22 protein-coding genes are annotated in these 21,837 nt (G+C 64.0%); 14 read left to right on the forward strand and 8 right to left on the reverse strand.

The genetic code is table 11. From position 1 onward, the window contains the following. Window positions 1–39 precede the first annotated feature (39 nt). Genes EQ874_RS02115 through EQ874_RS02140 form a run of 6 tightly spaced genes read left to right on the forward strand, consistent with a single transcriptional unit; the run spans window position 40 to window position 5,027 of the window. Window positions 40–1,053 (forward strand): hypothetical protein, encoded by a 1,014-nt coding sequence (locus tag EQ874_RS02115; protein WP_129975269.1) that lies wholly within the window; start codon window positions 40–42, stop codon window positions 1,051–1,053. Then, window positions 1,010–2,215 carry a protocatechuate 3,4-dioxygenase gene (locus EQ874_RS02120; RefSeq protein WP_242496599.1) on the forward strand — a complete coding sequence of 402 codons (1,206 nt, stop codon included), beginning with the start codon at window positions 1,010–1,012 and terminating at the stop codon, window positions 2,213–2,215. The genes EQ874_RS02115 and EQ874_RS02120 overlap by 44 nt, the downstream gene beginning before the upstream one ends. Further along, a complete protein-coding gene (locus EQ874_RS02125; protein WP_129975271.1) occupies window positions 2,212–3,096 on the forward strand; it encodes a carbon-nitrogen hydrolase family protein in 885 nt (294 codons plus the stop codon). Before EQ874_RS02120 ends, EQ874_RS02125 begins: the two co-directional genes overlap by 4 nt. Continuing rightward, window positions 3,096–3,353, forward strand: coding sequence for a hypothetical protein (locus tag EQ874_RS02130; RefSeq protein WP_129975273.1), 258 nt, complete (start codon window positions 3,096–3,098; stop codon window positions 3,351–3,353). Before EQ874_RS02125 ends, EQ874_RS02130 begins: the two co-directional genes overlap by 1 nt. A gap of 3 nt (window positions 3,354–3,356) precedes the next feature. Continuing rightward, window positions 3,357–4,223: a GntR family transcriptional regulator gene (locus tag EQ874_RS02135; protein WP_129975274.1), complete on the forward strand. Its 867-nt coding sequence runs from the start codon at window positions 3,357–3,359 to the stop codon at window positions 4,221–4,223. Window positions 4,224–4,277: 54 nt separating this feature from the next. Beyond that, entirely contained in the window at window positions 4,278–5,027 is a 750-nt protein-coding gene (locus tag EQ874_RS02140) for an aspartate/glutamate racemase family protein (protein ID WP_129975276.1), read from the forward strand. A 225-nt stretch (window positions 5,028–5,252) separates the two neighbouring features. Here the strand turns inward: EQ874_RS02140 and EQ874_RS02145 are convergent, their stop codons facing one another. From EQ874_RS02145 to EQ874_RS02165, 4 genes are all read right to left on the reverse strand, one after another. Next, window positions 5,253–6,017, reverse strand: coding sequence for a GntR family transcriptional regulator (locus tag EQ874_RS02145; RefSeq protein WP_242496600.1), 765 nt, complete (start codon window positions 6,015–6,017; stop codon window positions 5,253–5,255). A 355-nt stretch (window positions 6,018–6,372) separates the two neighbouring features. After that, window positions 6,373–6,930 (reverse strand): flavin reductase family protein, encoded by a 558-nt coding sequence (locus EQ874_RS02150; protein WP_129975935.1) that lies wholly within the window; start codon window positions 6,928–6,930, stop codon window positions 6,373–6,375. A 768-nt stretch (window positions 6,931–7,698) separates the two neighbouring features. Continuing rightward, window positions 7,699–8,496 carry an SDR family NAD(P)-dependent oxidoreductase gene (locus EQ874_RS02155; RefSeq protein ID WP_129975278.1) on the reverse strand — a complete coding sequence of 266 codons (798 nt, stop codon included), beginning with the start codon at window positions 8,494–8,496 and terminating at the stop codon, window positions 7,699–7,701. Between the two features lie 659 nt (window positions 8,497–9,155). After that, window positions 9,156–10,727 (reverse strand): FMN-binding glutamate synthase family protein, encoded by a 1,572-nt coding sequence (locus EQ874_RS02165; protein WP_242496601.1) that lies wholly within the window; start codon window positions 10,725–10,727, stop codon window positions 9,156–9,158. A 121-nt stretch (window positions 10,728–10,848) separates the two neighbouring features. On the opposite strand from EQ874_RS02165, the gene EQ874_RS02170 reads away from it, so the two are divergent. Beyond that, complete coding sequence (locus tag EQ874_RS02170; protein WP_129975282.1) at window positions 10,849–13,224, forward strand: FdhF/YdeP family oxidoreductase; 2,376 nt, start codon at window positions 10,849–10,851, stop codon at window positions 13,222–13,224. 7 nt (window positions 13,225–13,231) lie between these two features. On the opposite strand, the gene EQ874_RS02175 is transcribed toward EQ874_RS02170, so the two are convergent. After that, window positions 13,232–14,230 (reverse strand): MBL fold metallo-hydrolase, encoded by a 999-nt coding sequence (locus tag EQ874_RS02175; protein WP_207213461.1) that lies wholly within the window; start codon window positions 14,228–14,230, stop codon window positions 13,232–13,234. Between the two features lie 97 nt (window positions 14,231–14,327). Between EQ874_RS02175 and EQ874_RS02180 the strand changes: the two genes are divergently transcribed. The 7 genes from EQ874_RS02180 to EQ874_RS02205 all read left to right on the forward strand — a co-directional run bounded on the left by EQ874_RS02180 (window position 14,328) and on the right by EQ874_RS02205 (window position 19,249). Further along, a complete protein-coding gene (locus tag EQ874_RS02180; RefSeq protein WP_129975286.1) occupies window positions 14,328–14,807 on the forward strand; it encodes a TspO/MBR family protein in 480 nt (159 codons plus the stop codon). 69 nt (window positions 14,808–14,876) lie between these two features. Next, window positions 14,877–15,428 carry a carotenoid oxygenase family protein gene (locus EQ874_RS23080; RefSeq protein ID WP_242496602.1) on the forward strand — a complete coding sequence of 184 codons (552 nt, stop codon included), beginning with the start codon at window positions 14,877–14,879 and terminating at the stop codon, window positions 15,426–15,428. Further along, window positions 15,373–16,167 carry a carotenoid oxygenase family protein gene (locus tag EQ874_RS23085; RefSeq protein WP_242496603.1) on the forward strand — a complete coding sequence of 265 codons (795 nt, stop codon included), beginning with the start codon at window positions 15,373–15,375 and terminating at the stop codon, window positions 16,165–16,167. Before EQ874_RS23080 ends, EQ874_RS23085 begins: the two co-directional genes overlap by 56 nt. 305 nt (window positions 16,168–16,472) lie before the next feature. After that, window positions 16,473–16,883: a helix-turn-helix domain-containing protein gene (locus EQ874_RS02190; RefSeq protein ID WP_129975288.1), complete on the forward strand. Its 411-nt coding sequence runs from the start codon at window positions 16,473–16,475 to the stop codon at window positions 16,881–16,883. Window positions 16,884–16,936: 53 nt separating this feature from the next. Beyond that, window positions 16,937–17,560, forward strand: coding sequence for a PIN domain-containing protein (locus tag EQ874_RS02195; RefSeq protein ID WP_242496604.1), 624 nt, complete (start codon window positions 16,937–16,939; stop codon window positions 17,558–17,560). Between the two features lie 75 nt (window positions 17,561–17,635). Then, window positions 17,636–17,818 carry a hypothetical protein gene (locus EQ874_RS02200; RefSeq protein ID WP_026061210.1) on the forward strand — a complete coding sequence of 61 codons (183 nt, stop codon included), beginning with the start codon at window positions 17,636–17,638 and terminating at the stop codon, window positions 17,816–17,818. 87 nt (window positions 17,819–17,905) lie between these two features. After that, window positions 17,906–19,249: a phosphotransferase gene (locus EQ874_RS02205; RefSeq protein ID WP_129975290.1), complete on the forward strand. Its 1,344-nt coding sequence runs from the start codon at window positions 17,906–17,908 to the stop codon at window positions 19,247–19,249. A gap of 4 nt (window positions 19,250–19,253) precedes the next feature. On the opposite strand, the gene EQ874_RS02210 is transcribed toward EQ874_RS02205, so the two are convergent. From EQ874_RS02210 to EQ874_RS02220, 3 genes are read right to left on the reverse strand one after another with little or no spacing between them, the layout of a single operon-like run. Further along, complete coding sequence (locus EQ874_RS02210) at window positions 19,254–20,870, reverse strand: cation acetate symporter (protein ID WP_129975292.1); 1,617 nt, start codon at window positions 20,868–20,870, stop codon at window positions 19,254–19,256. After that, window positions 20,867–21,241, reverse strand: coding sequence for a DUF485 domain-containing protein (locus EQ874_RS02215; RefSeq protein WP_064062415.1), 375 nt, complete (start codon window positions 21,239–21,241; stop codon window positions 20,867–20,869). Before EQ874_RS02215 ends, EQ874_RS02210 begins: the two co-directional genes overlap by 4 nt. Beyond that, window positions 21,238–21,735: a nuclear transport factor 2 family protein gene (locus tag EQ874_RS02220; RefSeq protein ID WP_064062416.1), complete on the reverse strand. Its 498-nt coding sequence runs from the start codon at window positions 21,733–21,735 to the stop codon at window positions 21,238–21,240. The genes EQ874_RS02215 and EQ874_RS02220 overlap by 4 nt, the downstream gene beginning before the upstream one ends. Between the last annotated feature and the right edge of the window lie 102 nt (window positions 21,736–21,837).

Below are 21,837 nucleotides of genomic sequence, written 5' to 3' on the forward strand. Positions count from 1 at the left end.
ACACCACCTGTCCACCAATTTTGATCGAGGAGTCATCCTATGCCGAAGACCTTGACCGAGAATTTCGTCGAACAGTTCAAGCTCTGCAAGGTCACCGCTGATGAAACGGTCGGTGTCATTGCAGAGCTGGATCAGAAGGACGAGTACGTCGCTGCTGCAGTGGCCGCTGCTCGCCAGCTCGGTGCCGGAGTTCTGGTTCTCCACGCATCGAGTCTGTCCAATCCGAACCTGCCGCCGTACCAGGCGGACGGACGAGAGGTCGCACCGCTGCTGGCAGCTGCGGGCGAGTGCGACTTCGTCGTCGACGTCACCGTCGGTGGTCTGATCCACTCCGACGTCCGTACCCGCATCACCGGCAACGGCAAGCGTATGTTGTTCGTTGCCGAGCCCAACGATGTTCTCGAACGCTTGTCCGGCAACGCCGGGTTGCGTGCAGTTGTCGAAGCCGGCGGCGACCGGCTCCGGACCGGAAGCACCCTGCGTGTCACCAACTCGGCGGGAATGGACTTGACTGCTGATATTTCGGGCACTGACCTTCCCATCACGCACCAGTGGGGATATGTCGATGAGCCGGGACGTTGGGATCATTGGCCTTCCGGCTTCGTCGCGTGCTTCCCCAACGACCGGACCGCAGAGGGTCGGATCGTGTTGCAGCCGGGAGATGCGCTGATCCCGTGGCAGCGGTACGTCCAGGACACGGTCACCCTCGAGGTAGAGAAGGGTTACATCAGGAGTGTGTCCGGTCACGGTGTGGACGCGCACCTTCTCAATGACTATTTCGAAGCGTGGGACGACAGCGAGGTGTGGGCGCTGAGCCACATGGGCTGGGGTTTGCTCGAGCGTGCCCGGTGGTCGGCATTCGATGTCTACGACCCCCGCACGTTGTACGGACAGGAACTGCGCTCGACCGCAGGAAACTTCATGTGGTCGACGGGGTCGAATCGATTCGCCAACCGTGAAACTCCTGCGCACCTCGACGTTCCGATGCGCGGTTGCACTGTCGAAATCGATGGTGTCGCGGTCGTGCGCGACGGCAAGCTCGTCACGGACTGACCCGGATCAACGAAGGAATGTGATCGCTATGGACAAGAACACCATCGAGAATGCCATCCTTGCGATGGCACGCGACGCCGACCTGCTTGCCACGGTGAAGGCGGAACCGTCCCGAGCTCCGGAACTGCTGGGCATCGAGGAGGATTGGGCAGCAACGATTCTGGCGGGAAACCGCGACCGGCTCCGGGCGATCGGATTGAATGATGGGCTGACCATTCTCGTCAGCAGATGGTTCAACGACGACTTGAGTGACGCCTCGAGTGTGGGACAGTTCGTCGTCGACGAATCGATTCCGCTGCCCACTCCGGATGTCTTGTCCAACCTGGTGTTCGCAGGTGGATGCTCGCATGTTCCCGATTTGCTGGCCCGTCCCGAGATCGACCCCGAGGATGCCGTGTCCAGATTGCTCGCCGGTTACGAGAAACTGGCGAAGGACATTGCCACCGCGGATCCGGACGTCATTCTCGTCTCGGCGGATTGCCATTTCCAGAGCTTCGACACCGGTCACATCGTGCTCGGTGTGGGTGACCAGCACTCCGGATCGATGGAGTTCTTCAAACGTCCCGACCTCGACCTCGAGCTCACCGGTCGGCCAGAGTTCGCTCGCGCGCTGGCCGAGGCGGTCCGTGCTGCCGGGCTGGAAGTGGAAGAGGCTCCGCGAGTCGACCTCGATCATGGACTCGTCGTGCCGTTGCGTTTGCTGCTCCCGCGTCCGGACCTCCCGGTCATCCCTGTGATCACCCAGCCCGCGCGCACGTTCTCACCCTTCAACGCTCGACGGTTCGGTGAGGCGCTGCGTAGCGCGATCGAGAATTCGGGGCTGAGGGTGGCGTTCCTGGCAACCGGAGGTCTGTCGCACTGGCTCGATCCCGGTCACTTCGGTGGTGTCGATACCGAGTTCGATACCTATCTTCTGCAGCTTATGCAGTCCGGTCGAGGATTGGATATGTGCTCGCTCGAGCCGTTCCCCCTCCTCGAACACGGCCAGTACGAAATCATGAACTGGATGATCATGCTCGGTGTCGTGGGTCCTGCAGTGCACGGTCACGTCTACGCCTATGAGCCTATGGAGGCTTCCGGTGGTGGGTGGACTGTGGTGAACATGGACCTCGACGAAGCCAGGGAACGGTCGGGGTCGTTGGTTGCATCGGAGCAGTCATGACCGAGTCCCGCACCCTGAAAGTCGGGTTGACCCAGTGGCACGTAACCACCGATATCGAGGCGAATCTCGCGGTGGCGCTCCGGCTCGTGGAGCAGGCAGCAGCCCACGGCGCCACCTTGGTCGTGCTACCTGAGAACGGACTGATGCTGGGCACCAACGTGCAGATGCGCGAAGCCGCACTGAGCGAGGACGCCGCGCCGGTGGCAGCTCTGAGGGAGGTCGCGCGTCGCCTCGGGGTCGTCGTGGTGCTGGGTGGGATGAAGAATCGCACCACGCACGGAATCTTCAACTCCGCACTCGTTCTCGATGCCGACGGTCGCATTGCGGCGCGCTACGACAAGTTGCACCTGTTCGATGCCAACATCGACGGGCAATCTTTTGAAGCCTCTTCGGTCGAGCAACCCGGTAATCGTGTGGTGATCATCGATATCCATGGTGTACGTGTTGGGCTGACAATCTGCTACGACCTGCGATTTCCCGAGCTTTCCCGGGCGCTCGCTGCAGCCGGAGCGGAGGTGTTGCTCGTGCCGGCAGCCTTTGTCCAGTCCACAGGCGAGGCGCACTGGCACACGTTGTTGCGGGCGCGGGCGATCGAGAACCATGCCTTTGTCGTTGCCTCCGCTACGGTGCATTCACCGACAACGGAGTACGCCGATGCCTTCGCCACCTACGGTCATGCCCTTGCTGTGGGGCCGTGGGGTGAGATCCTCGCTGATCTCGGAGAGGAACCGGAGGCGGTGCACGTGGTGGAGCTCGATCTCGGTGCTGTCGAGCGGGCACGCGCGAAGCTTCCGGTCCTTGCCGGGAGACGCGAGGCGAACATCTACGCCGGTGAACCGTCGGTAGTCTCTGTATCGACCGAGACGAAAGAGACTGTGTGATGACAGAACATGATGATTCGCAAGATCTTCCACTCGGCGTTGTCAGTGCCGAGCCGTGGGACGGCATCGGCAACGAGTTCGCGGGTGTACGGTTCCGGAAGGTGTCGACCCGGAATGGCGAGCGGCTCGAACTCTATGTCCCGAGGACGCAGGCACGAATTCTGTTGGACGCCATGGCACTCGAAGTGCTTGCCGATCAAGAACCAGAATTCTTCACCGGACTGATTGCAGCCAGACTCGGTTCGACGGACTCGTAAACGATGCCGGTCGAGGAAACGAAGTTCGCGCCCCGCGGGGGTGATGGTGCCAAAGCGGTGATCCCGCGGGGCAATGCGGTTGAGCGTACGTATGACGTGCTCCGCGAACGCATTTTGGCTGGCGTGTACCGGCCTGGTGTCAGTCTGTCGCAAGTACGTCTGGCCGAAGAACTGGTAGTGTCGCGCACTCCGCTGCGTGAAGCGTTGCGCCGACTCGAAGCAGAAAACCTGGTCGTCAACCACGCCAACCGGGGGGTGATGGTGGCTCCGATATATCTCGGTGATGTCGAGGATTCGTATGCAGTGCGGTTGCTGGTGGAGCCGGCCTTGGTGACGGGTGCGCTCGACGAGGTGACCGAGTCGGACGTCGCGGCAATGGCGGTCGCCCTGTCCGAGATGGAGGACACCAAGGTTTCCTCGCGGGAATTCCAACTGGCTCATTGGCGCTACCACCGGGTGCTCCTCGCTCGGTGCCCTGAAGGAATGCGGAAGCTGATCGAGTCCCATCTGACTCGCATCGATCGGCATCAACGCATGTATTTCGAATCCCCTGCGGTGGTATGTGGTCTCACGGCCACCGACGCGCTGTTTCTTCAGGCAATCCGCGTTCGTGACGGCGCGCAGGCTCGTTCCCTACTCGAGTTCCACCTCCTCGATACCGCCCTCGGCATGATCATGTCCCTCGACGCGGACCACGAGTTCGATTCGTTGACGGTGACCATGGAAGGTCTCGGTATACGACTGGGCGATCTCGCTCGACTGCGCGCCGGGGAACCCGTCTTGATCGAGTGGGACCAAGACATCGACCTACCTCCGCTGGCCACGCCTAATCTCATCACCGCGCGTGTCCCCGGAGCAGCTGTGCGCTGACCCCCTTCGGTTGCGCCACCTTGCCCTTTTGTTGTGAAGAAAGGTAGTTATCCAATGGCTCTCGATTACCGCATCGGCATGATCGTGCCCAGTTCCAACACCACGATGGAGACCGAGATCCCCTCCATGCTCCGTGCCCGTGAGGAGATCCGTCCGGAACGGTTCACCTTCCACTCCTCCCGGATGCGCATGCAGCACGTCACTCCCGAGCAGCTGACCGCGATGGACGCGGATTCGCTGCGGTGCGCGGCCGAACTCGCCGACGCACGCGTGGACGTGATGGCATACGCTTGCCTCGTCGCTATCATGGCGCAGGGGCACGGGTACCACGCCGAATCCGAGCCGAAGCTGGCGGCTATTGCGAAGAATGAAAGCGGCACCGACATCCCGGTTCTGTCGTCAGCAGGTGCTCTCACCGAAGCGCTCGCGCATCTGGGCGCCAAGAAGATCGCGGTGATCACACCGTACATGAAGCCGCTCACTGCGACGGTGTGTGACTACATCGAGCACGAAGGTTTCAGCGTCGTGGACTCGCTGTCACTCGAGGTAGCCGACAACCTCGAGGTGGGGCGTCTCGATCCGCAGAACTTGCTGGAGCATGTGCGCCGGGTCGATACCAGTGGCGCGGATGCGCTGGTGCTCAGCGCATGTGTACAGATGCCGTCACTTCCCGTTCTAGACGCGGTTCAGCAACAGTTCGACATCCCGGTGCTGTCGGCTGCCGCCGCGACGACGTGGCGGATCCTGAATCGCCTCGGTCTCGATCCGGTGGTGCCGCGGGCCGGTGCGCTTCTCGCACCCTGATACGGAATCAATCTGTCGTAGAACCCGGACGGCACCACGGGCCCGCGCTGCCGACCTCTATGGCGGTGATGGATGGTGGTGCCGTCCGGGGATGTGCGAGTCGGATTACCGACATTTCGAATGTGCAGTCAGTGCAGTTCATTCGGAGAGTTCACGGGTCCGCGGAGAGAAAGTGTCTTGCTCGCCGTAAGTCAGGAATTGCTCGTCAAAAGGTCGTCCGCAGAATCAGATTCTGGGTTTCGAGAACGGGGACATCGACTCGGTCTCGGAACGTCCACCGGATTTCGGCCGGCCGATCGATTCCGCCATCGGGTCGGTGCGCGATCTCGATCTGGCGTCCCGCTGCGGCGACCAACAGGGAATTGAACCGGAATTGAACCGATGGTCGGGATCGGCATCGAGGACGAGACCCAGGGCCGCGTCGATCAGGTGGAATTCCATGATGCGATGCACCTTGTCGGCATCATGGGTCTTGATGGCACGCAACAGGTCGTTGTCCACATCGATGAAATCGTCGGGAGTGCGCTGATGCGACAGATAGACGCGTTGATGCCGATATATACCGATATGTAACCGATCGATCATTTCCCGAAAGTTATCCGGATACCGACGCAGTGTGACCTGATGGAATTGCTGGTGAGCGTCCTGAAAACGTCGACTGTGGGAGCGATGCCGCCGCATCTCCTCGAGGAACTTCTCCATGTCCGCAATGTCCTCGGATGTCAGTTGGGAAGCGACGGCGGCGATGGTCGGAGGTTCGACGAGCACCCGGAGTGCATAACTTTGCTCGGTGTCGGAGTTCACGATGGGGGCGACCGACATACCGCGGTTCGCGTACGCCACTACCAGACCGTCTGCTTCCAGTCTCTGCAGTGCTTCGCGTAGCGGAGTCCGGCTCACTCGGAGTTCGGCGGCGAGCCGTTCTTGGGACATTCGCAGACCTGGAGGATAGGTGCCGTCGATGATGCGCTCCCTGAGGATCGCGTACACGTCGTCGACGGTCGTACCGGCGCGAAGGCGTCCTGCACTACTTGTCATGTATCCCCCGTGTGTATGAGCTGCGTGGTAGCAGATCTGTATACAGTTAGTTCATACGATACGTGGAACCTGGTCGAGCGGAGAACTGCGGAGGCGACGTGTACTGCGTCACGGTTGCATCGGGACGGTCAGTCCGGAACCGTAATCCCGCTCCGTGGCCCTATCTGTTGTGTATGTACTTCAGCCGGGTAGAGATCCGCCGCCCCTGCGAAGTTCTCCGTCCTGCTGTGGTGACTCGGAAGAGGCAGTGGCAGCACAGGGACTTCGGCACTGTTCGGCGCCGACTGGCGCGCGACCGTTCCTGATTTCAGGGACGGTCGCGCACGACGGTCGCTGGCGTCAGCCCCCACTCGTTCCGGCCGAGTCGCGAGGGTGCTGCGAGTTTGGTGAAGTCGGGAAGTCCGTCACTGGCCAGCACGTCGTTGCGTACAACGGCGTTGACTACGCGACCCAGGATCAGCGAGCAGTTCCCTACATCAAGAATCAGATGTTTTTCACATTCGAATGCGATCGGAGCCTCAGCTACTCGTGGTGACGATACAACGGCACTGTCCAGCGGTGTCAGTCCGGCTGTTTCGAACTCGTCGACCTTGGGACCGAACGCAGCCGATGTTTCATTCATTCGGTCTATCAGTGTCTCTGTGCCGATATGAATGACGAACTCGCCGGTCTCATCGATGTTACGCCAACTGTCCTTGTGCCCCAGAGAGGTGAACTGGAGAATCGGTGGCTTGGTAGAGGCAACGGTGAAAAAGCTGTACGGAGCAAGGTTGAGCACCCCGTCGCGTGATCGAGTGGAAACCCACGCGATTGGTCGAGGAACAACCGAGGATGTCAGTAACTGATAAAAGCTCGAGGCTTTCATGGCACCGGGGTCGAAATGAGTACAATCGCTTTCGAATTCCTCGATATTCTGCAAGATGTGGGCCTTTCGGATAAAGAGCCGACCGATGAATCTCTCTGGCAACGGCCGTGAAACCGATTGTATCCGAGACGATCCTGGCGGCGCCGGGCGCGGACTCGGTGTTTTCTCGCGCCGAAGCGGCTTCAACCGAGTCGGCTGCTCTGGGTGTCGACATGTTCGAAATGGTTGTCGAACGCCTTTCGTGTCGGCCCGGACTGTCGATCCAACACATTCCCAAACCGTTGTCTGCTCGATGCGTCGCCGGCCAGGGTGCGGGCCGGGTCGGAGGCGAAGTGGAGAATGCGTCCAGGTAGTCTTCAGATGGGTAATGAATCAGAAGGGAACGATCTCCTCCACGTCGAGCAGGCAGCGTCAATGGTCCTGTCCGAGTGTCGCGAGGCCTTCCAACCTGATGCGGCTGACCCTGTCGACGCACCAGCGGGAGATTTTTGATGCCGAGCGACACCAACGGTGCGGTGTTGCGGGTACGCAGGTGGTGAACAGATCACCCGTCGACCGTGTTGCGGCAGCCGCGTGATGAAAGTCGCGGCCTCGATGTTCGTAGGAGACGCCGCAAAATATTAGGCGAAATGCCCGGTTCTGATCGTCCCGGGATTCGCGACGTTCGCTGTGACTTCACAGAGGCGATCTCGGCCGCCCACTGCCGGGTGGAGCCGACCAGCGCTCGTGTGACCGCCGTAACCTTGCCGGTCAGATCCGTGGAGGTCATCACCCAAATACGCGTCCGCCAGGCTTGGCGATACCTCGGATGGACAGTCCACTGTCCACCGTCACGAGCGATCCCGTCATCGCTGCCGACTCGGTACGCGATGCCAGCATGGTGAAGACACCGTTGTATGCGCTGACCGGTGCGATCTCCTGAGTGGGAAGCGCCTTGTCCGTGCCGTCGAGCACCGAATCTGCCGAGTCCTGACCGAGCGACTGAGTACCCCGCAGTCGAGTCGGGGCCACGCCTGGCGCCACACCGTTTACCCGCACATCGGGTGCGAACTCGTAGGCCAACTGGCGGACAAGGCCGTGCACCGCATGCTTGGATGCTGTGTACAGTGCGCCACCACCTGCGGCATTGGTGCTGGCAAAGGACCCGGTGAGGATCACCGACCCCTTGCTTTCGACGAGTGCGTCGAAGCATGCCCGGGCACCGAGCATCGGGGCAAGGACGTTGACACCGAACAGTTCGCTGAATGCCTGCGGTAGCTGTTCCCCGGAAATTTGCTCGAGCGGTCGTGCGCCGTCCGTGATGCCCGCATTACCGACGAAGACGTCGATGCGGCCCCACTGGTCGAGCGCGGTTCGGGCGGCTGCCACATTTCCTTCCCAGGTCGCTACGTTTGCGACGACGGGAATCACGGCATCACCTAGTTGGGTGGGTAGCTCGTTCACCGCTTCTGAGATGTCCACTGCCACAACCCGGGCGCCTTCGGCGACATACCGCGTGACTACCGATCGGCCGATCCCGGCGCCAGCACCTGTGAAGACGATTACCTGGCCGTCCAATGCGCTCATGTGTCGTTCCTTACATACGTTGTCAGCTTGCGCTCGCATCACTGCATCCAAAACTGTACACATTTTTGGATGAGGTGTCCCGAATCGTTCTCGTCAAGGGCGACGGCAGGGTTCAGCGCCTGATGGCGATGTAGCTAGATGGTATGGGCAGCCCCGGCGTTGAGTCAGGGGTTGCGGGTTGGGGCCCCTTCGTGGGTTACCGAGTGCGGACCGGCCATTGCGACACCCCGACTGCAGCAGCTCTCACGTCTGTGCGTACGAGTGGTTCGGGTCGCGGGGTCATGCGTGTGCTCACACCGTCGAGTGGAAGCGGGCCTTCGCGATCTTCGCGAAACCGGATGACACGAGCGAAGACGACGGCAACGAATGCGGACAGCGCGAGCCACGCCACGAGCAGCAACCATTCCTTTCGAAGAAGTCGGTAGTCACCCTCCTCGGGACATCCGACGGTACGGACGCCGAGGTTCGACGAACTGCTGTGACTTTCTCGAAATGGTTCCGGGCCGGTAGAGAGTGATGACGCATGCCCCACCGAGACCGATTGTGCTGCAGACCCACAGGGTTCCGCCGACCTGTGCGTCGACCGTGTCGTGCAGTTGCCGGGCCGGTTCCGGTCGGTGGGTCGTTCGGTCCGTACCCGCCGACGCACGCGCGCACGACTACGACGTAGCCGTCGACCTCTCGGTCCCACCCGGCGTCGTCACGGCCTCCACGGTCATCAGCCGGGTGATCTCCTCTCGATCCACCTGCGAGGGCAGCCCCCACCAGTCCCGGTAGTCGTACAGCTCCCGCAGGGTGACGGCGCGTCGATTGCCGTCGGCGATCTCGATGTCGTCGACGGTGATGAGGCCGGGATGCGCCACCCCCGTCGCCTGCGCGATCTTGAACACGTCGCGACGGAGGGCTTCGATGTAGTCGGCGACGCGGTCGGCCTTGGTCGGGACGTCGAGTCCTCGGGTGAGCCAACGGTTCTGCGTCGCCACTCCGGTGGGGCACCGGTCGGTATGGCATTTCTGCGCCTGGATGCATCCGATCGAGAACATCGGTTCGCGGGCGACGTTGACCATGTCGCATCCGAGTGCCATCGCCACCACCGCGTTGTCGGGCAGGCCGAGTTTGCCGGCGCCGATGAAGGTGACGTCGTCGGTCAGGCCGGCCTCGGCGAATGTCGCGTAGACCCGCGCGAAGCCGCTGCGGAACGGAAGCGATACGGCGTCGGCGAACACCAAAGGCGCAGCGCCGGTTCCACCTTCGCCGCCATCGACGGTGACGAAGTCGACTCCGCGGTCGGTCTCGCTCATCTGGCGTGTGAGTTCGTCCCAGAAGGTCGTGTCGCCCACGGCGGACTTGATCCCCACGGGAAGTCCCGTTTCGGCTGCGAGCAGTTCGACCCAATCGAGCAGACCGTCGATGTCGTGGAATTCCGTGTGGCGCGACGGGCTCACGCAGTCCTTGCCGACGGGGATTCCACGGACCTCGGCGATCTCCGGGGTGACCTTGGCTCCGGGTAGCAATCCGCCCAGTCCGGGCTTGGCGCCCTGACTGAGTTTGATCTCCAGGGCACGCACGGGTGCCGATTCGACGACCCGCTTCAATCGTGCGAGGTCGAAGTGTCCGTCCTTGTCGCGGCAACCGAAATAGCCGGTGCCGATCTGGAAGATCAACTCTCCACCGTTGCGGTGATACGTCGTCAGGCCGCCTTCACCGGTGTTCTGCAGGCATCCGGCCGCCCCGGCACCCCGGTTGAGTGCTTCCACGGCGGCACCGGACAGCGAGCCGAAGCTCATCGCCGAGATGTTGACGAACGACTCGGGACGGAAGGCACGGGCACGTCCCCGGGCAGCGCCGAGCACCTTCGCGGACGGGATCGACACCTTTTCGCCCCCGTGAGGGGCACTCGACGGCGGCAGGTCCGAGAACGTGCGGTGCTTGATGATCGTGTACCCGTCGGTGTACTCGATGTCGTTGTCGCTGCCGAATCCGAAGGTGTTGGTGACGTTCTTCGACGAAGCGTATATCCACCGGCGCTGATCGCGGTTGAACGGCCGTTCCTCGTTGTTGTTCGTCGTGATGTACTGCCGCAGTTCGGGTCCCAGCGACTCCAGCAGATAGCGGCCGTGCCCGAGAATCGGGAAGTTGCGTAGCAGCGAATGTCGCTTCTGCACAAGATCGTAGGCACCGACAGCGGCCGCCGCAGCGGCCGGGATTCCGAGCATTTTCGACCGTCCCATTTCCCGAGAGTACGTCCGGGTGGGGCTGCGCGATGCGGGTCCGGGCGTAATCGCCGACCCGTTTCGGCAGGCAGCGGACCGGGGTACTCCTGGGCAAACCGTGCGTGGGAGAGGTGATCGAATGCTGAACCGTGACCGGCGGGCCGACTACGACGAAGGCGACCTCGAGGTCGGAGACCGGAAGAAGGCCGCAGCGGGTGTCACCGGCGTCGCCGTGGCGGTGAAGCGATCCCTCGAGCAGATGGGACTGATGCGTTCCGCCGAGACACTGCTCGAGTTGAACCAGGCCGAAGGGTTCGACTGCCCGAGCTGCGCGTGGCCCGATCCCGACCCCGGTCATCGCAAGATCGCCGAGTTCTGCGAGAACGGTGCCAAGGCCGTCGCCGAGGAGGGCACCACGCGACGCGCCGACCCCGGGTTCTTCGCGCGGTACAGCATCGCGGAACTGGCCGGGCACAGCGAGCTGTGGCTCGGCAAGCAGGGCCGCATCACGCATCCGATGGTCAAGCGGCCCGGCGCCACGCACTACACCCCGCTCGAGTGGGACGAGGCCTTCACCCTCATCGGTGAACAGCTGAAGTCGCTGGACAGCCCCGATCAGGCCACCTTCTACACGTCCGGACGGGCATCGAACGAAGCGGCCTTCGTGTACCAGCTGTTCGCGCGGGCGTTCGGGACGAACAACCTGCCCGACTGCTCGAACATGTGCCACGAGTCCACGAGCATCGCGCTGCAGGAGTCGATCGGCATCGGCAAGGCCAGCGTCACGCTCGACGATGTGCACCACGCCGAGCTGATCATCCTGCAGGGACAGAACCCCGGCACCAACCACCCGCGCATGCTCACCGCACTCGAAGAGGCCAAGCAGAACGGCGCGAAGATCCTGACGATCAACCCGCTGCGCGAAGCGGGGCTGGTCAACTTCCGGAACCCGCAGACACCGCGCGGCGTGCTCGGTCGGGGAACGGATCTGTCCGACCTGCATCTGTCGATCAAGGTGAATGGCGACCTCGCGCTGCTGCAGGCGTTCGGGTCGCTGCTCGTCGAATGGGACGCGCTCGACCACGACTTCGTGCAGAGCCACACCCGGGGATTCGACGAATGGGTCGAACACGTCCGGGACATCGACTGGGGCGAGGTGGTCGCCGCGACCGGCCTGTCGCGTCAGCAGATCACCGAGGCCGCGCAGATGGTGCGCCGCTCGAAGGCGACGGTCTTCTGCTGGGCCATGGGGATCACTCAGCACCGCAACGCGGTCGCGACCATCAAGGAGATCTGCAACCTCGCGTTCGCGCAGGGCAACATCGGCAAGCGCGGCGCGGGGTTGATGCCGGTGCGTGGTCATTCGAACGTTCAGGGCGACCGCACGATGGGGATCTGGGAACGCGCACCGCAGAGTTTCCTCGACGCGATCGAGAAGGAGTTCGGCTTCGATCCTCCTCGTGAGAACGGTTACGACACGGTCGATTCGATCAAGGCGATGCGCGACGGCAAGGTGCGGTTCTTCCTCGGCCTCGGCGGCAACTTCGTGCAGGCGGCGCCGGACACCGCCGTCACCGCCGAGGCGATGGCAGGCATCGACATGACGGTGCACATCTCGACGAAACCCAACCGCTCCCATCTGGTCTGCGGCAGAACAGCATTGATCTTCCCGACGCTCGGGCGTACCGACAAGGACGTCCAGGCCTCGGGACCGCAGTTCGTGTCGGTCGAGGACACGACGTGCGCCGTCCACGCCTCGCGGGGGCCGCTGAAGCCGCCCGGTGGGCACGTGCGTTCGGAGGTCGCGATCATCACCGGCATCGCCGAGGCCACGCTCGGCGACCGCTACGGGATCGACTGGAAGGCGATGCGCGACGACTACGCGAACATCCGCTCGCGCATCTCCCGCGTCGTCCCGGGTTGTGAAGGCTACGAGGTCAATGTCCGGCGTCCGGGAGGGTTCATCCTGCCGCATCCGCCCCGCGATACCCGAAGCTTCGAGACCGATTCGGGTAAGGCGGAATTCGCCGTTTCGCCGGTGGAGGTGGTTCAGGTCCCGCCGGGGCATCTGCTGCTGCAGACGATGCGCAGTCACGACCAGTTCAACACCACCATCTACGGCCTCAGCGACCGCTACCGCGGGATCGAGGGCGGCCGTCGCGTCGTGTTCATGCACCGGGACGACATCGCCGCACTGGGTTTCGACGACGGAGACTTCGTCGACCTGTTCACACGATGGGACGGCGACGACCGCGAACGGTGCGCCACGAGGTTCCGGATCGTCGAGTACGACCTGCCGCGGGGAAGTGCGGCCGCCTACTATCCGGAGACCAACCCTCTCGTCCCGCTCGATTCGACTGCGCTGAAGAGCAACTGCCCCACCTACAAGTCGATCGTGATCTCCCTGACGCCCGCCGGAAGTCGCGACGACGAATGCCCGGACGTGCTCGGAACCGCGCCCGTCGGGTCGGACTGGTCGCACAAGACGACCCCGGAGCCGAAGCACCTGTCCTGACCGGCGGTCAGGATGCCTCGAATGTGCCTTCGCGCAGCAGGGTCTCGGCCGTCACGAAGGCCGCAGCGCGTCGCCTCACGGTGGGCGGCGCCGGTGGGTTGCCGTTCCACTGGTCGAACAGGGTGCTCAGGCTCAACGCGATGCGCTCCGGCGACTCCCAGTGACGCCACGCATCGAAGTCTCTCGTGCGCACGAGCATCCGCGCTGTCTCGAGCGGAGTGAGTCCGGCCCGGTGATGATCGTGGGCGGCGTCGCGCAGCCACAGCCAGTAGTCGCGCAGTGCTCGGATCTCCGCCGCACCGCAGGTCGGTCCGTGTCCGGGCACGTACACCGCGGCGTCCCAGCCGAGCAGACGGTCGAGCGCCGACAACCAGTTGTCGAGCGGGCCGTGCCACAGGATCGGAGTCGAACCGATGAACAGCAGGTCGCCGGTGAAGACCACGCCGGCGTCGGGGACACGGGCGACGAGATCGCCGGCCGTGTGGCACGGCCCGAGCTGCTCGAGTTCGACCACGCGACCACCGATCTCCAGAGACAGCGAGGTCGTGAAAGTGGTGTCGGGCATCCGGGGTGTGCGACGGGGAAAGCGGGCGTCGCCGCGGACGCGCGCCATGTAGGCACCTGCCGCGCCGATCGGTCCCGGCAGCCGCCGGATCAGCGAGCCCGTGCCCGCAAGCACCGTGAGGGCGCGCGGTGGAAGATCTTCGCGCATGGCGTCCAGTGCGGCGGCGCTGGTGATGATCCGTGTGTCGGATGGCAGCGTGTCGTTGCCCCACCAGTGGTCGCCGTCGCTGTGCGTGTTCACGACATCGGTGATCGGAGCATCGGCGACGAGCGGTGTCTGCACCTCGGCGATACGTCGCGCCCACTCGACATCCCACACCGTATCGACGACCAGCGATGCCGATCCCGGGGAGACGATCAGTCCCGTGTTGGCCTCGCCCCAACCGCCCGGTGTGCGCACGAACGCCCAGACACCGTCACCGACCTGCTGTAACCCGCTCATATCGTCCTTCCCGCCCGCCACCCTACCGACGTCCGTTTCCCGGATGTTCGGCTCGGGTAGCCCACGGGCAACCGTCCTCGACAGGAGCCGATACGACATGAGACTCAGCACCGTGCTCGCGACCGCCGCTGCTACGACGACCACCGCGCTCGTCGGATCGATCGCCTCCCAGGACACGAACTCCCGGTGGTACCGCAAGCTGCGCAAGCCGGGTTTCCAGCCCCCGGCCGTAGCGTTTCCGATCGTGTGGACCGCGCTGTATGCCGATATCGCAGTGACCTCGGCCGCCGCGATCGACGAGTACACCGAGGCCGACGACGACACGGGACGTCGCAATTACATCGCTGCGCTCGCCACGAATCTCGTCCTCAACGCGTCGTGGTCGTGGGTGTTCTTCAAGTGGCATCGGCTGATGCCTGCCACTGTGGTGGCCGCACTGCTCGCCGCCAGCACCGCAGATCTGACCCGCCGGACGGCCGCGGCGAATCCGGCTGCGGGTGCCGCGCTGGTTCCGTACTCGGCGTGGACGGCGTTCGCCACACTGCTGACCGGACGGATCACACAGCTCAATCGCTGATCCGCCGATGTCGCGGAGGGCAATGAGACCGTTCTTCGCAATCTGTCTCATCTGTGCGACCGTCGGTACATGACCGTTGCAACGGGGGCGTCGGAACAGCAAGTGCAGGAACTCGGGGCGTCACCGTGGGACTCCCAGCACCGGGAGTTCGACTACGACCTGGACGACATCGAGGGCGCGATCCCCGGGGGCTTACGGGGCGCGCTCTACCGGATCGGGCCCGGCCGTCTCGACGTCGACGGTCATCCCCTGAGTCATATCTTCGACGGTGACGGCATGGTCTCCCGCATCGACATCGGGCCGGAGGGGGTCCACTACCGGAATCGGTACGTGCGGACGAAGAGCTTCGCAAGGACGAACGAGACACGTCGTCCGGCAAAAGGATTCAGTACACAGAGGATCGGCGGGTCGCTCGCCAACGCGCTGAGGTTCCCTGAGAATCTCGCGAACACGAGTGTGTTGTTGCACGACGACGTGCTCTACGCCCTCTGGGAAGGGGGGACGACCGCACCGGCTCGACGCCGAGACCCTGCAGACCTATGGGCCCGAATCCTTCGGTGGTGCGTTGAAGCGCCTCGGAGCGTTCTCCGCGCATCCGAAGACCCGCCCCGCGACAGGTGAGGTGTTCAACTCCGGGCTCGACTTCTTCCTGCGACCGATGATCCGCTGCTATCGACTCGATCGCGGCCGTCGGCTGCACGGACTCGCGACCGTCCCGATTCCGAAGCTCGGATTCGTCCACGACTTCGCGCTGACCGAACGCCACCTGATGTTCGTACTCGGACCGTTGGTGGTCCGGAATCCGATCCCGGTTGCTCTGGGTCTGCGTCCCTTCGACGACGCGTTGTCCTATCGGCCGGAACTCGGCACCACCATCGTCCTGGTCCCGCGCGACGGCGGTAGGCCGACCCACCGTCGAACACGATGCGCTGTTCCATTTCCACGTCACCAATGCCCACGAAGACGGGGACCGCACCGTCGTCGAACTCGTCGCACACGATCCCGCCGATGGCTGGGAAGGGTGGAACAGGCACGCAACTATCGCGAGTCCGCCGGGCCGGCCTTCGGGGGCACCCTCACCCGGCTGTCGGTCGACCGGCGGACCCGCCGCGTCACCACCACCATCGAACTCGACGATCACGGATGTGAGTTCCCCCAGCTCGACCAGCGGTTCGCTACCACCGAGCATCGCTACAGCTACACGGCGTCGGCATCGGTCCCGGGAGGCGATCCCGACTCGGTCACCACGATCGATCATCGCTCCGGAGCCGTGAGCCGATACACGGCCGACGCCGGCGACACCGTCTGCGAACCGCTCTTCGCGCCGGCTGCGACGCCGAGGGCGACGGCTGGTTGCTGACACTCGAGCACCCGCCCGCGCGCAGGGCCAGCAGACTCGTCGTTCTGCGCGCCGATCGACCGGGCGACGGGCCGGTCGCGGCGGTGAACCTGCAGCACCACGTGCCGATGACCTTCCATGGGGCCTTCCGGCCGGGGTCCGGCCTCCGGCGTTGATCTCTCGGCTGTGGCGGCTCGGACTGTCGAGAAGCCTCACAGCCTCTCTCCGTTTGGGCGTCCCAGGTGGGCGGGTATCACCCCCTACAAATATGTTGCACTTATAAGTGAAAGTGACTACGGTCGGAGTGGATGCAGGAGGTGTGAGCGATGGACGCAGTGATCGATCGCGGCGTGGGAAAGACGACACTGACGGTGACATCGGATCAGGTGTCGCAGGCCGGAGCGTTCAACCCTGCGGATCTGCTGTCGGTGGTTCCCGCCGAGCTGGCCGCAATCCTCACCGAAGTTGTGCAGATCGTCGCTGCGGGTGGCACGGTAACCATCGGTTCGATGCCGGATGAGCTGACCACTACATCAGCGGCGGATCTACTCGGCATCTCTCGCCCGACGCTGATGAAACTGATCCGCGAAGGGCAGATCCCAGGACACAAGGTCGGGACCCACACGCGACTCCATACTGCGGACGTCCTCGCCTACAGGGATCGGCTGCGCGAGCAACAAAGGGTCGCATTGCAGGATCTGCGCGACTTCGAAGAAGCCGAGGGACTGGATTACTGACAGTCGGGAGGCTCGTATGTGTATGTGGCGGTAGGGAGCCTATTGTCACACGCGTGAGTTCACGAGTGCCGAACGTGCTGCCGGACGCGAACGTACTGTATTCGCGGACTTTGAGGGACTGGCTCTGCCTGCTGGCCAACAGGTCCGGTCCGCCATTGTTCCACCTGCGTTGGACCGAGGACATTCTTGCGGAGCTGGTATATCACCTGCGCAAGAAGCACCCGCACTTCTCCGATCGTCAGATCGGGGGAGTGCGGGACAACATCGTCAGAGTGGCCGTACACGGCCGAATCAAGGGATACGAAATCGATCCGGGTCTGGCATATACAGACGAGTACGACGCGCACTTGCATGCCGCTGCCGAACATGGTGACGTCCAATATGTCATCACCAGCGACAATGGATTTCACGACTTTGCGGTAGCTCATGACGAATTTCTCGGCTATGAGGTCTATACCCCGGACGACTTCCTGATGCTCGTCCACCGGGACGCAATCTCCACTGTCCGTGAAGCCCTGCTCGAACAGATCGCCTATCACCGCAGACTCGGTCGACCGTTCAACCTGGTGGCTCGTCTCGAAGACGCACAGGCTCCCAACTTCGCCGCCGCGATCCGCAAAATGATGCAAGCACCGGCGGTGGCTCGAGCCCTCTCGTGTGTCCCCGAAGGTACCTGAGACGACACGGCTGATCCTGATCGATTCTCACAGCCGCTACCGCGGTGCAAACCGGTGATGGGCGATGATGGAGCCATGTTGGAAACACCCGTCGTCATCGGTATCGGATCGATCTGCGTGGGGTTCGTCTTCTTCATGCTCGCCGCGACGGGCACGCGATCGCGCTGGGACAAGAAGATCACCATCACGCTCTTCGCGATCGCCATCGTCTTCATGACGATCATCCCGGTCATCGGGGCGGTTGGGTTCGCGGCCTGACACTCCACGACGTCGCGGTGGAAGTGCTCGCACACCGCGCATCACCGTGGGAGTATCCACCGCAGGAAACCGAACAGGGAGGTCCCGGTGGGCGGCGTCAGCGGTGAATTGAAAGACGAACTGGCGAAGCGTCTTTCGTCGGTTCTCGGCGGTACGTGGACGCTGCGGCGCATCGAGCGGCTCACCGGGGGTGCGAGCCGGGAGACGTGGGCGTTCACCGCGGCGTCGGACACCGGCACCGTCCGGGAGTTGATCTTGCGCCGCGATCCGCCGGGTCGCGAGGACACCCACCGGATCGCGATGGAAGCGGCGTCGTTCGACGAAGCGGCGCGCGTCGGGGTGCCCGTGCCCGACATCATCGACCGCAGTGGCGACGAGCCGCGCCCCGGAATCGGCGCCTATCTCGTGATGTCACGGGTGCCCGGTGAGGCGCTCCCGCAGAAATTGTTGCGCGACGAGAATCTGGCCGACGTCCGGGCCACGCTGCCCTACGAACTCGGGCGCATCCTGGCGAAGATCCACCGCATGGACATCGGGGCCGTACCGAACCTCCCCGAGTACGACCCGCTGACCTTCCTGCTCGACGAGTACGTCGCCACCGGCGCGCCCGTGCCGGCACTCGAGGCGGCGTTCGCCTGGCTGACCGGCAATCGCCCAGCGGCAACCGGAAAGACATTCGTCCACGGCGACTTCCGCAACGGCAATCTGCTCGTCGACCCGGTCGGGGTGCGCGGGGTACTCGACTGGGAACTGGCGCACGTCGGTGATCCGATGGAGGACCTCGGGTGGCTGTGCACCAGGGCGTGGCGTTTCGGGTCACCCCACCCTGTCGGTGGGTTCGGGTCCCGCGACGACCTGTTCCGCGGTTACGCCGACGAATCGGGACAGAACCCCGATCCCGACGTCGTTCGGTGGTGGGAGGTCTACGGATCGCTGCGGTGGGCGGTGATCTGCCGGATGCAGGCCGCCGCGGCGTCGTCGGGAGGCGACAACACCCTCGAACTGCTGGCCATCGGTCGCCGCGTCGCCGAGTGCGAACACGATCTGCTGGATCTGCTCGGCGTTCCTCCCCACGACGACGCGGAGACCGCTCCCGTTGCGGATCTCCTCGGGACGCCGCCTGTGGAGGAGTTGCTCGGCGCCGTCCGGGAATTCGTGCTGGAAGTCGGGTCGGGTGCCGACGCGAAGACCCGGTACCGCAGCAGGGTCGCGGCGCACGTACTCGGCATCGCCGCGCGGGAGGCCGCCGTCGCGCCGGCGGTGCGGGAGATCTACCGGGTGCGGCTCGCCGGTCTCGGCTACCGCTCGGAGACGGAGCTCGCCCTGGGAGTGCGGGCAGGACGAGATCACCTCGACGACCCGCAGGTCGCCGAGGTGATCAGGGGGTTCGCCGCGAACCGGCTGAAGGTTGCGAACCCGAAATATCGATGACGGATCAGTGTGTGCCGGCGGCCTCCGCGCCGATGCCGGTCTCCGCGCGTACGAGCATCTCGGCGAACTTCTCGTCCTCGAGGCGGCCACGTCCCCGACGCTTCTCGCCGACGATCGAACCGATCATGCAGGCGGCGATGCCGAGCGGCATGGTGACGATCACCGGAAGCTGGATGGTCAGGGGAGCGGGACCGCTGCCCATCCACAGCGCTTCGGTGAACATCAGGCTCACGATCGTCGAGACGAGGCCGGTGAGCACACCCCACACCGCGCCGGTGGCGTTGAACCGCCGCCAGTTCAGGCTCAGCACGAGGGCGGGCAGGTGTGCGCTGCCGGCCACCATGAACGCCATGCCCATGAAGAAGGTGATGTTGGTGTCGTCACCGATGAGCATGGCCAGGCCGATCGCGATGACGCTGAAGGTCACCGCTCCGTAGCGGGCGATGCGGGCCTGCGCGTCGTCTTCTCGGGCCTGGTCGTCCGCATCGAGGTGCTCGATCGGTTCCTTCCGGGTGAGGGCGGGCCACACGTCGCGGGCGAAGGTGCCCGCCGCGGAGATCACGACACCGGCGACGACCGCGACGATGGACGCGAATGCCACGGCCGCGACCAGCGCCAGGGCCACCGATCCACCGACGGTGCCCACGCCACCACCGAGTTCGGTGACGAGGACCGGTGCGGCGAGATTTCCGCCCGGGCCGACGAGGTCCGTTCCGTCCGGGCCGAGCAGTGCCGCGGCGCCGAAGCCCATCACGATGACGACCAGGTAGAACAGGCTGCACAGTGCGACGGTCCAGCCGAGCGAACGACGTGCCGTGGTGGCCTCGGGAACGGTGAAGAACCGGATGAGGATGTGTGCCATGCCTGCGGTGCCCAGGGCGAATGCGAGAGCGTAGGAGACGAGGTTGATCGCGCTCGTCTGCCCGAAGATCAGACCGGGCGACAGGATCGCGTCACCTGCCACGGCGTTGTCTGTGGCTGCATCGAGGACCTTCGGGAAGGCGAAGCCGAACTGCGCCAGAATGCCGAAGCACACGATGATCGCGAGCACCGACAGGATCGTCGACTTGATGACCTGCACCCAGGTGGTGGCAAGCATGCCGCCGACGAAGACGTAGACGCCCATGAGCGATCCGGCGACGACCACCGACAGCCAGAACGGGATGCCGGAGACGGATTCGAGGAGCACGCCCGCGGCGACGAGCTGGGCGAGCAGCACGAAGGTGCCGGTGGCGATGGTGCTCAGCGCGACCGCGACCCGCACATTGCGGGAGTCGGTCCGGAAGACGAGGACGTCGGCGAGGGTGTACTTGCCGAGATTGCGCATCTTCTCCGCGAGGAGGAACAGGACCGGCAGGAACGAGATGACGGACGTGAACAGGATGACCGTTCCGTCGACGCCCTTCGAGAAGATCAGGCCGGTGGTGCCGAGGAAGCTGCCGGCGGAGATGAACTCGCCGGCGATGGCGAATCCGTTCTGCCAGCTCGAGATCGAGCGACCGGCGGCGAAGAAGCCGTCGGCGCTCTTTGCGCGTCGGGACGCAGCGAAGGTCACCCACAGGGTCAGCGAGATGACGGCGCTGCAGATCGCGATGGCGAGATGGTCGGCGTCGCCGCTCATGATTCGATCTCCTCGGATGCGGGACGGTTCTGCTCGACGGCCGCGACGGCGTCGTCGACGGCGGGTCCGATATAGGTGCGGGAGAGGCGGAAGTACGCCCAGACCAGCACCCAGGTGCCTGCGAACTGTGAGAACACGACCCACAGCGACAGCGGGATGCCGAAGACGGAATTGGTTCCCAGCCGCTCGGGGAATCCGATGAACGCGATCAGGAAGGTCGCGAACAGCACGACGGTGATACCGCCGAGGGTGTTCGTGACCCGACTGCGGCGGCGACGCAGTTCCGCGACTTCGGGAAGGTGGAGCATCCTCGTCCAGACGAGCTCGTCCTTCGGGGATGTCGCGTTGTCGCCGGCGACGGTGTCGGTCATGCCCGCACCGCCGCACCGCGGGCGCTGTCGAGCGCGAAGAGGTTCTCGTCCCAGCCGGCCTCGAGCGGGCCGAAGAAGTGGAAACGCACCTGCTTGACCTTGTAGAGCCAGCGACCGCCGATCTTGACGAGCTGATCGTTGTAGCGCCCGGCTGCGATGGCCGGGGCGCCGTCGGTGACGCACGGCTGCCACAGGAACGAACGCACCGTGGCGCGGTCACCGTCGAGGTCGATCTCGAGGTTCGTGATGAAGTGCCAGAAGGAGGTCAGGCCGCCGTCGGCCAGTCCTGCGAAGAAGGAGCGCATCTCCGCCTTGCCCCGGGGATGGGACAGACCGTCGAATTCGCCGTCGTCGGTGAACAGATCCATCAGGGCATCCCAGTTGCCGTCGTCGAGGTGGCGGCAGTATTGCGCGTCGAGCCGGCGGATCGCCTCGAGGTCTTCGAGACGGGTGATGCGTTCGAGAAGGGAGGGTTCGAGCTGGGGGTTGGACACAGAAGATCCTCCGAAGTCCGTTATTAACGACCGTTCATGTGAGCTGGACCATAACAAGCGCGAAGATCTGCGTCAACGGGAAGGTTGTTGCTGGTCGGCGCC

Source organism: Rhodococcus sp. Q1, from assembly GCF_004153645.1.
Taxonomy (GTDB): Bacteria; Actinomycetota; Actinomycetes; order Mycobacteriales; family Mycobacteriaceae; genus Rhodococcus; species Rhodococcus gordoniae.

Excerpts from the sequence above, each read along its gene's own strand:
- EQ874_RS02120 (WP_242496599.1), top strand. The coding sequence starts at position 1,010 with ATGGTGTCGCGGTCGTGCGCGACGGCAAGCTCGTCACGGACTGACCCG.
- EQ874_RS02175 (WP_207213461.1), bottom strand. The coding sequence starts at position 14,230 with ATGAGCGGGTTACAGCAGGTCGGTGACGGTGTCTGGGCGTTCGTGCGC.
- EQ874_RS02135 (WP_129975274.1), top strand. The coding sequence starts at position 3,357 with ATGCCGGTCGAGGAAACGAAGTTCGCGCCCCGCGGGGGTGATGGTGCC.
- EQ874_RS02210 (WP_129975292.1), bottom strand. The coding sequence starts at position 20,870 with ATGAGCGGCGACGCCGACCATCTCGCCATCGCGATCTGCAGCGCCGTC.
- EQ874_RS23080 (WP_242496602.1), top strand. The coding sequence starts at position 14,877 with ATGACCGTTGCAACGGGGGCGTCGGAACAGCAAGTGCAGGAACTCGGG.
- EQ874_RS02125 (WP_129975271.1), top strand. The coding sequence starts at position 2,212 with ATGACCGAGTCCCGCACCCTGAAAGTCGGGTTGACCCAGTGGCACGTA.
- EQ874_RS02140 (WP_129975276.1), top strand. The coding sequence starts at position 4,278 with ATGGCTCTCGATTACCGCATCGGCATGATCGTGCCCAGTTCCAACACC.
- EQ874_RS02130 (WP_129975273.1), top strand. The coding sequence starts at position 3,096 with ATGACAGAACATGATGATTCGCAAGATCTTCCACTCGGCGTTGTCAGT.
- EQ874_RS02170 (WP_129975282.1), top strand. The coding sequence starts at position 10,849 with ATGCTGAACCGTGACCGGCGGGCCGACTACGACGAAGGCGACCTCGAG.
- EQ874_RS02190 (WP_129975288.1), top strand. The coding sequence starts at position 16,473 with ATGGACGCAGTGATCGATCGCGGCGTGGGAAAGACGACACTGACGGTG.
- EQ874_RS02150 (WP_129975935.1), bottom strand. The coding sequence starts at position 6,930 with ATGAAAGCCTCGAGCTTTTATCAGTTACTGACATCCTCGGTTGTTCCT.
- EQ874_RS02155 (WP_129975278.1), bottom strand. The coding sequence starts at position 8,496 with ATGAGCGCATTGGACGGCCAGGTAATCGTCTTCACAGGTGCTGGCGCC.
- EQ874_RS02215 (WP_064062415.1), bottom strand. The coding sequence starts at position 21,241 with ATGACCGACACCGTCGCCGGCGACAACGCGACATCCCCGAAGGACGAG.
- EQ874_RS02180 (WP_129975286.1), top strand. The coding sequence starts at position 14,328 with ATGAGACTCAGCACCGTGCTCGCGACCGCCGCTGCTACGACGACCACC.
- EQ874_RS02165 (WP_242496601.1), bottom strand. The coding sequence starts at position 10,727 with ATGGGACGGTCGAAAATGCTCGGAATCCCGGCCGCTGCGGCGGCCGCT.
- EQ874_RS02200 (WP_026061210.1), top strand. The coding sequence starts at position 17,636 with ATGTTGGAAACACCCGTCGTCATCGGTATCGGATCGATCTGCGTGGGG.
- EQ874_RS02115 (WP_129975269.1), top strand. The coding sequence starts at position 40 with ATGCCGAAGACCTTGACCGAGAATTTCGTCGAACAGTTCAAGCTCTGC.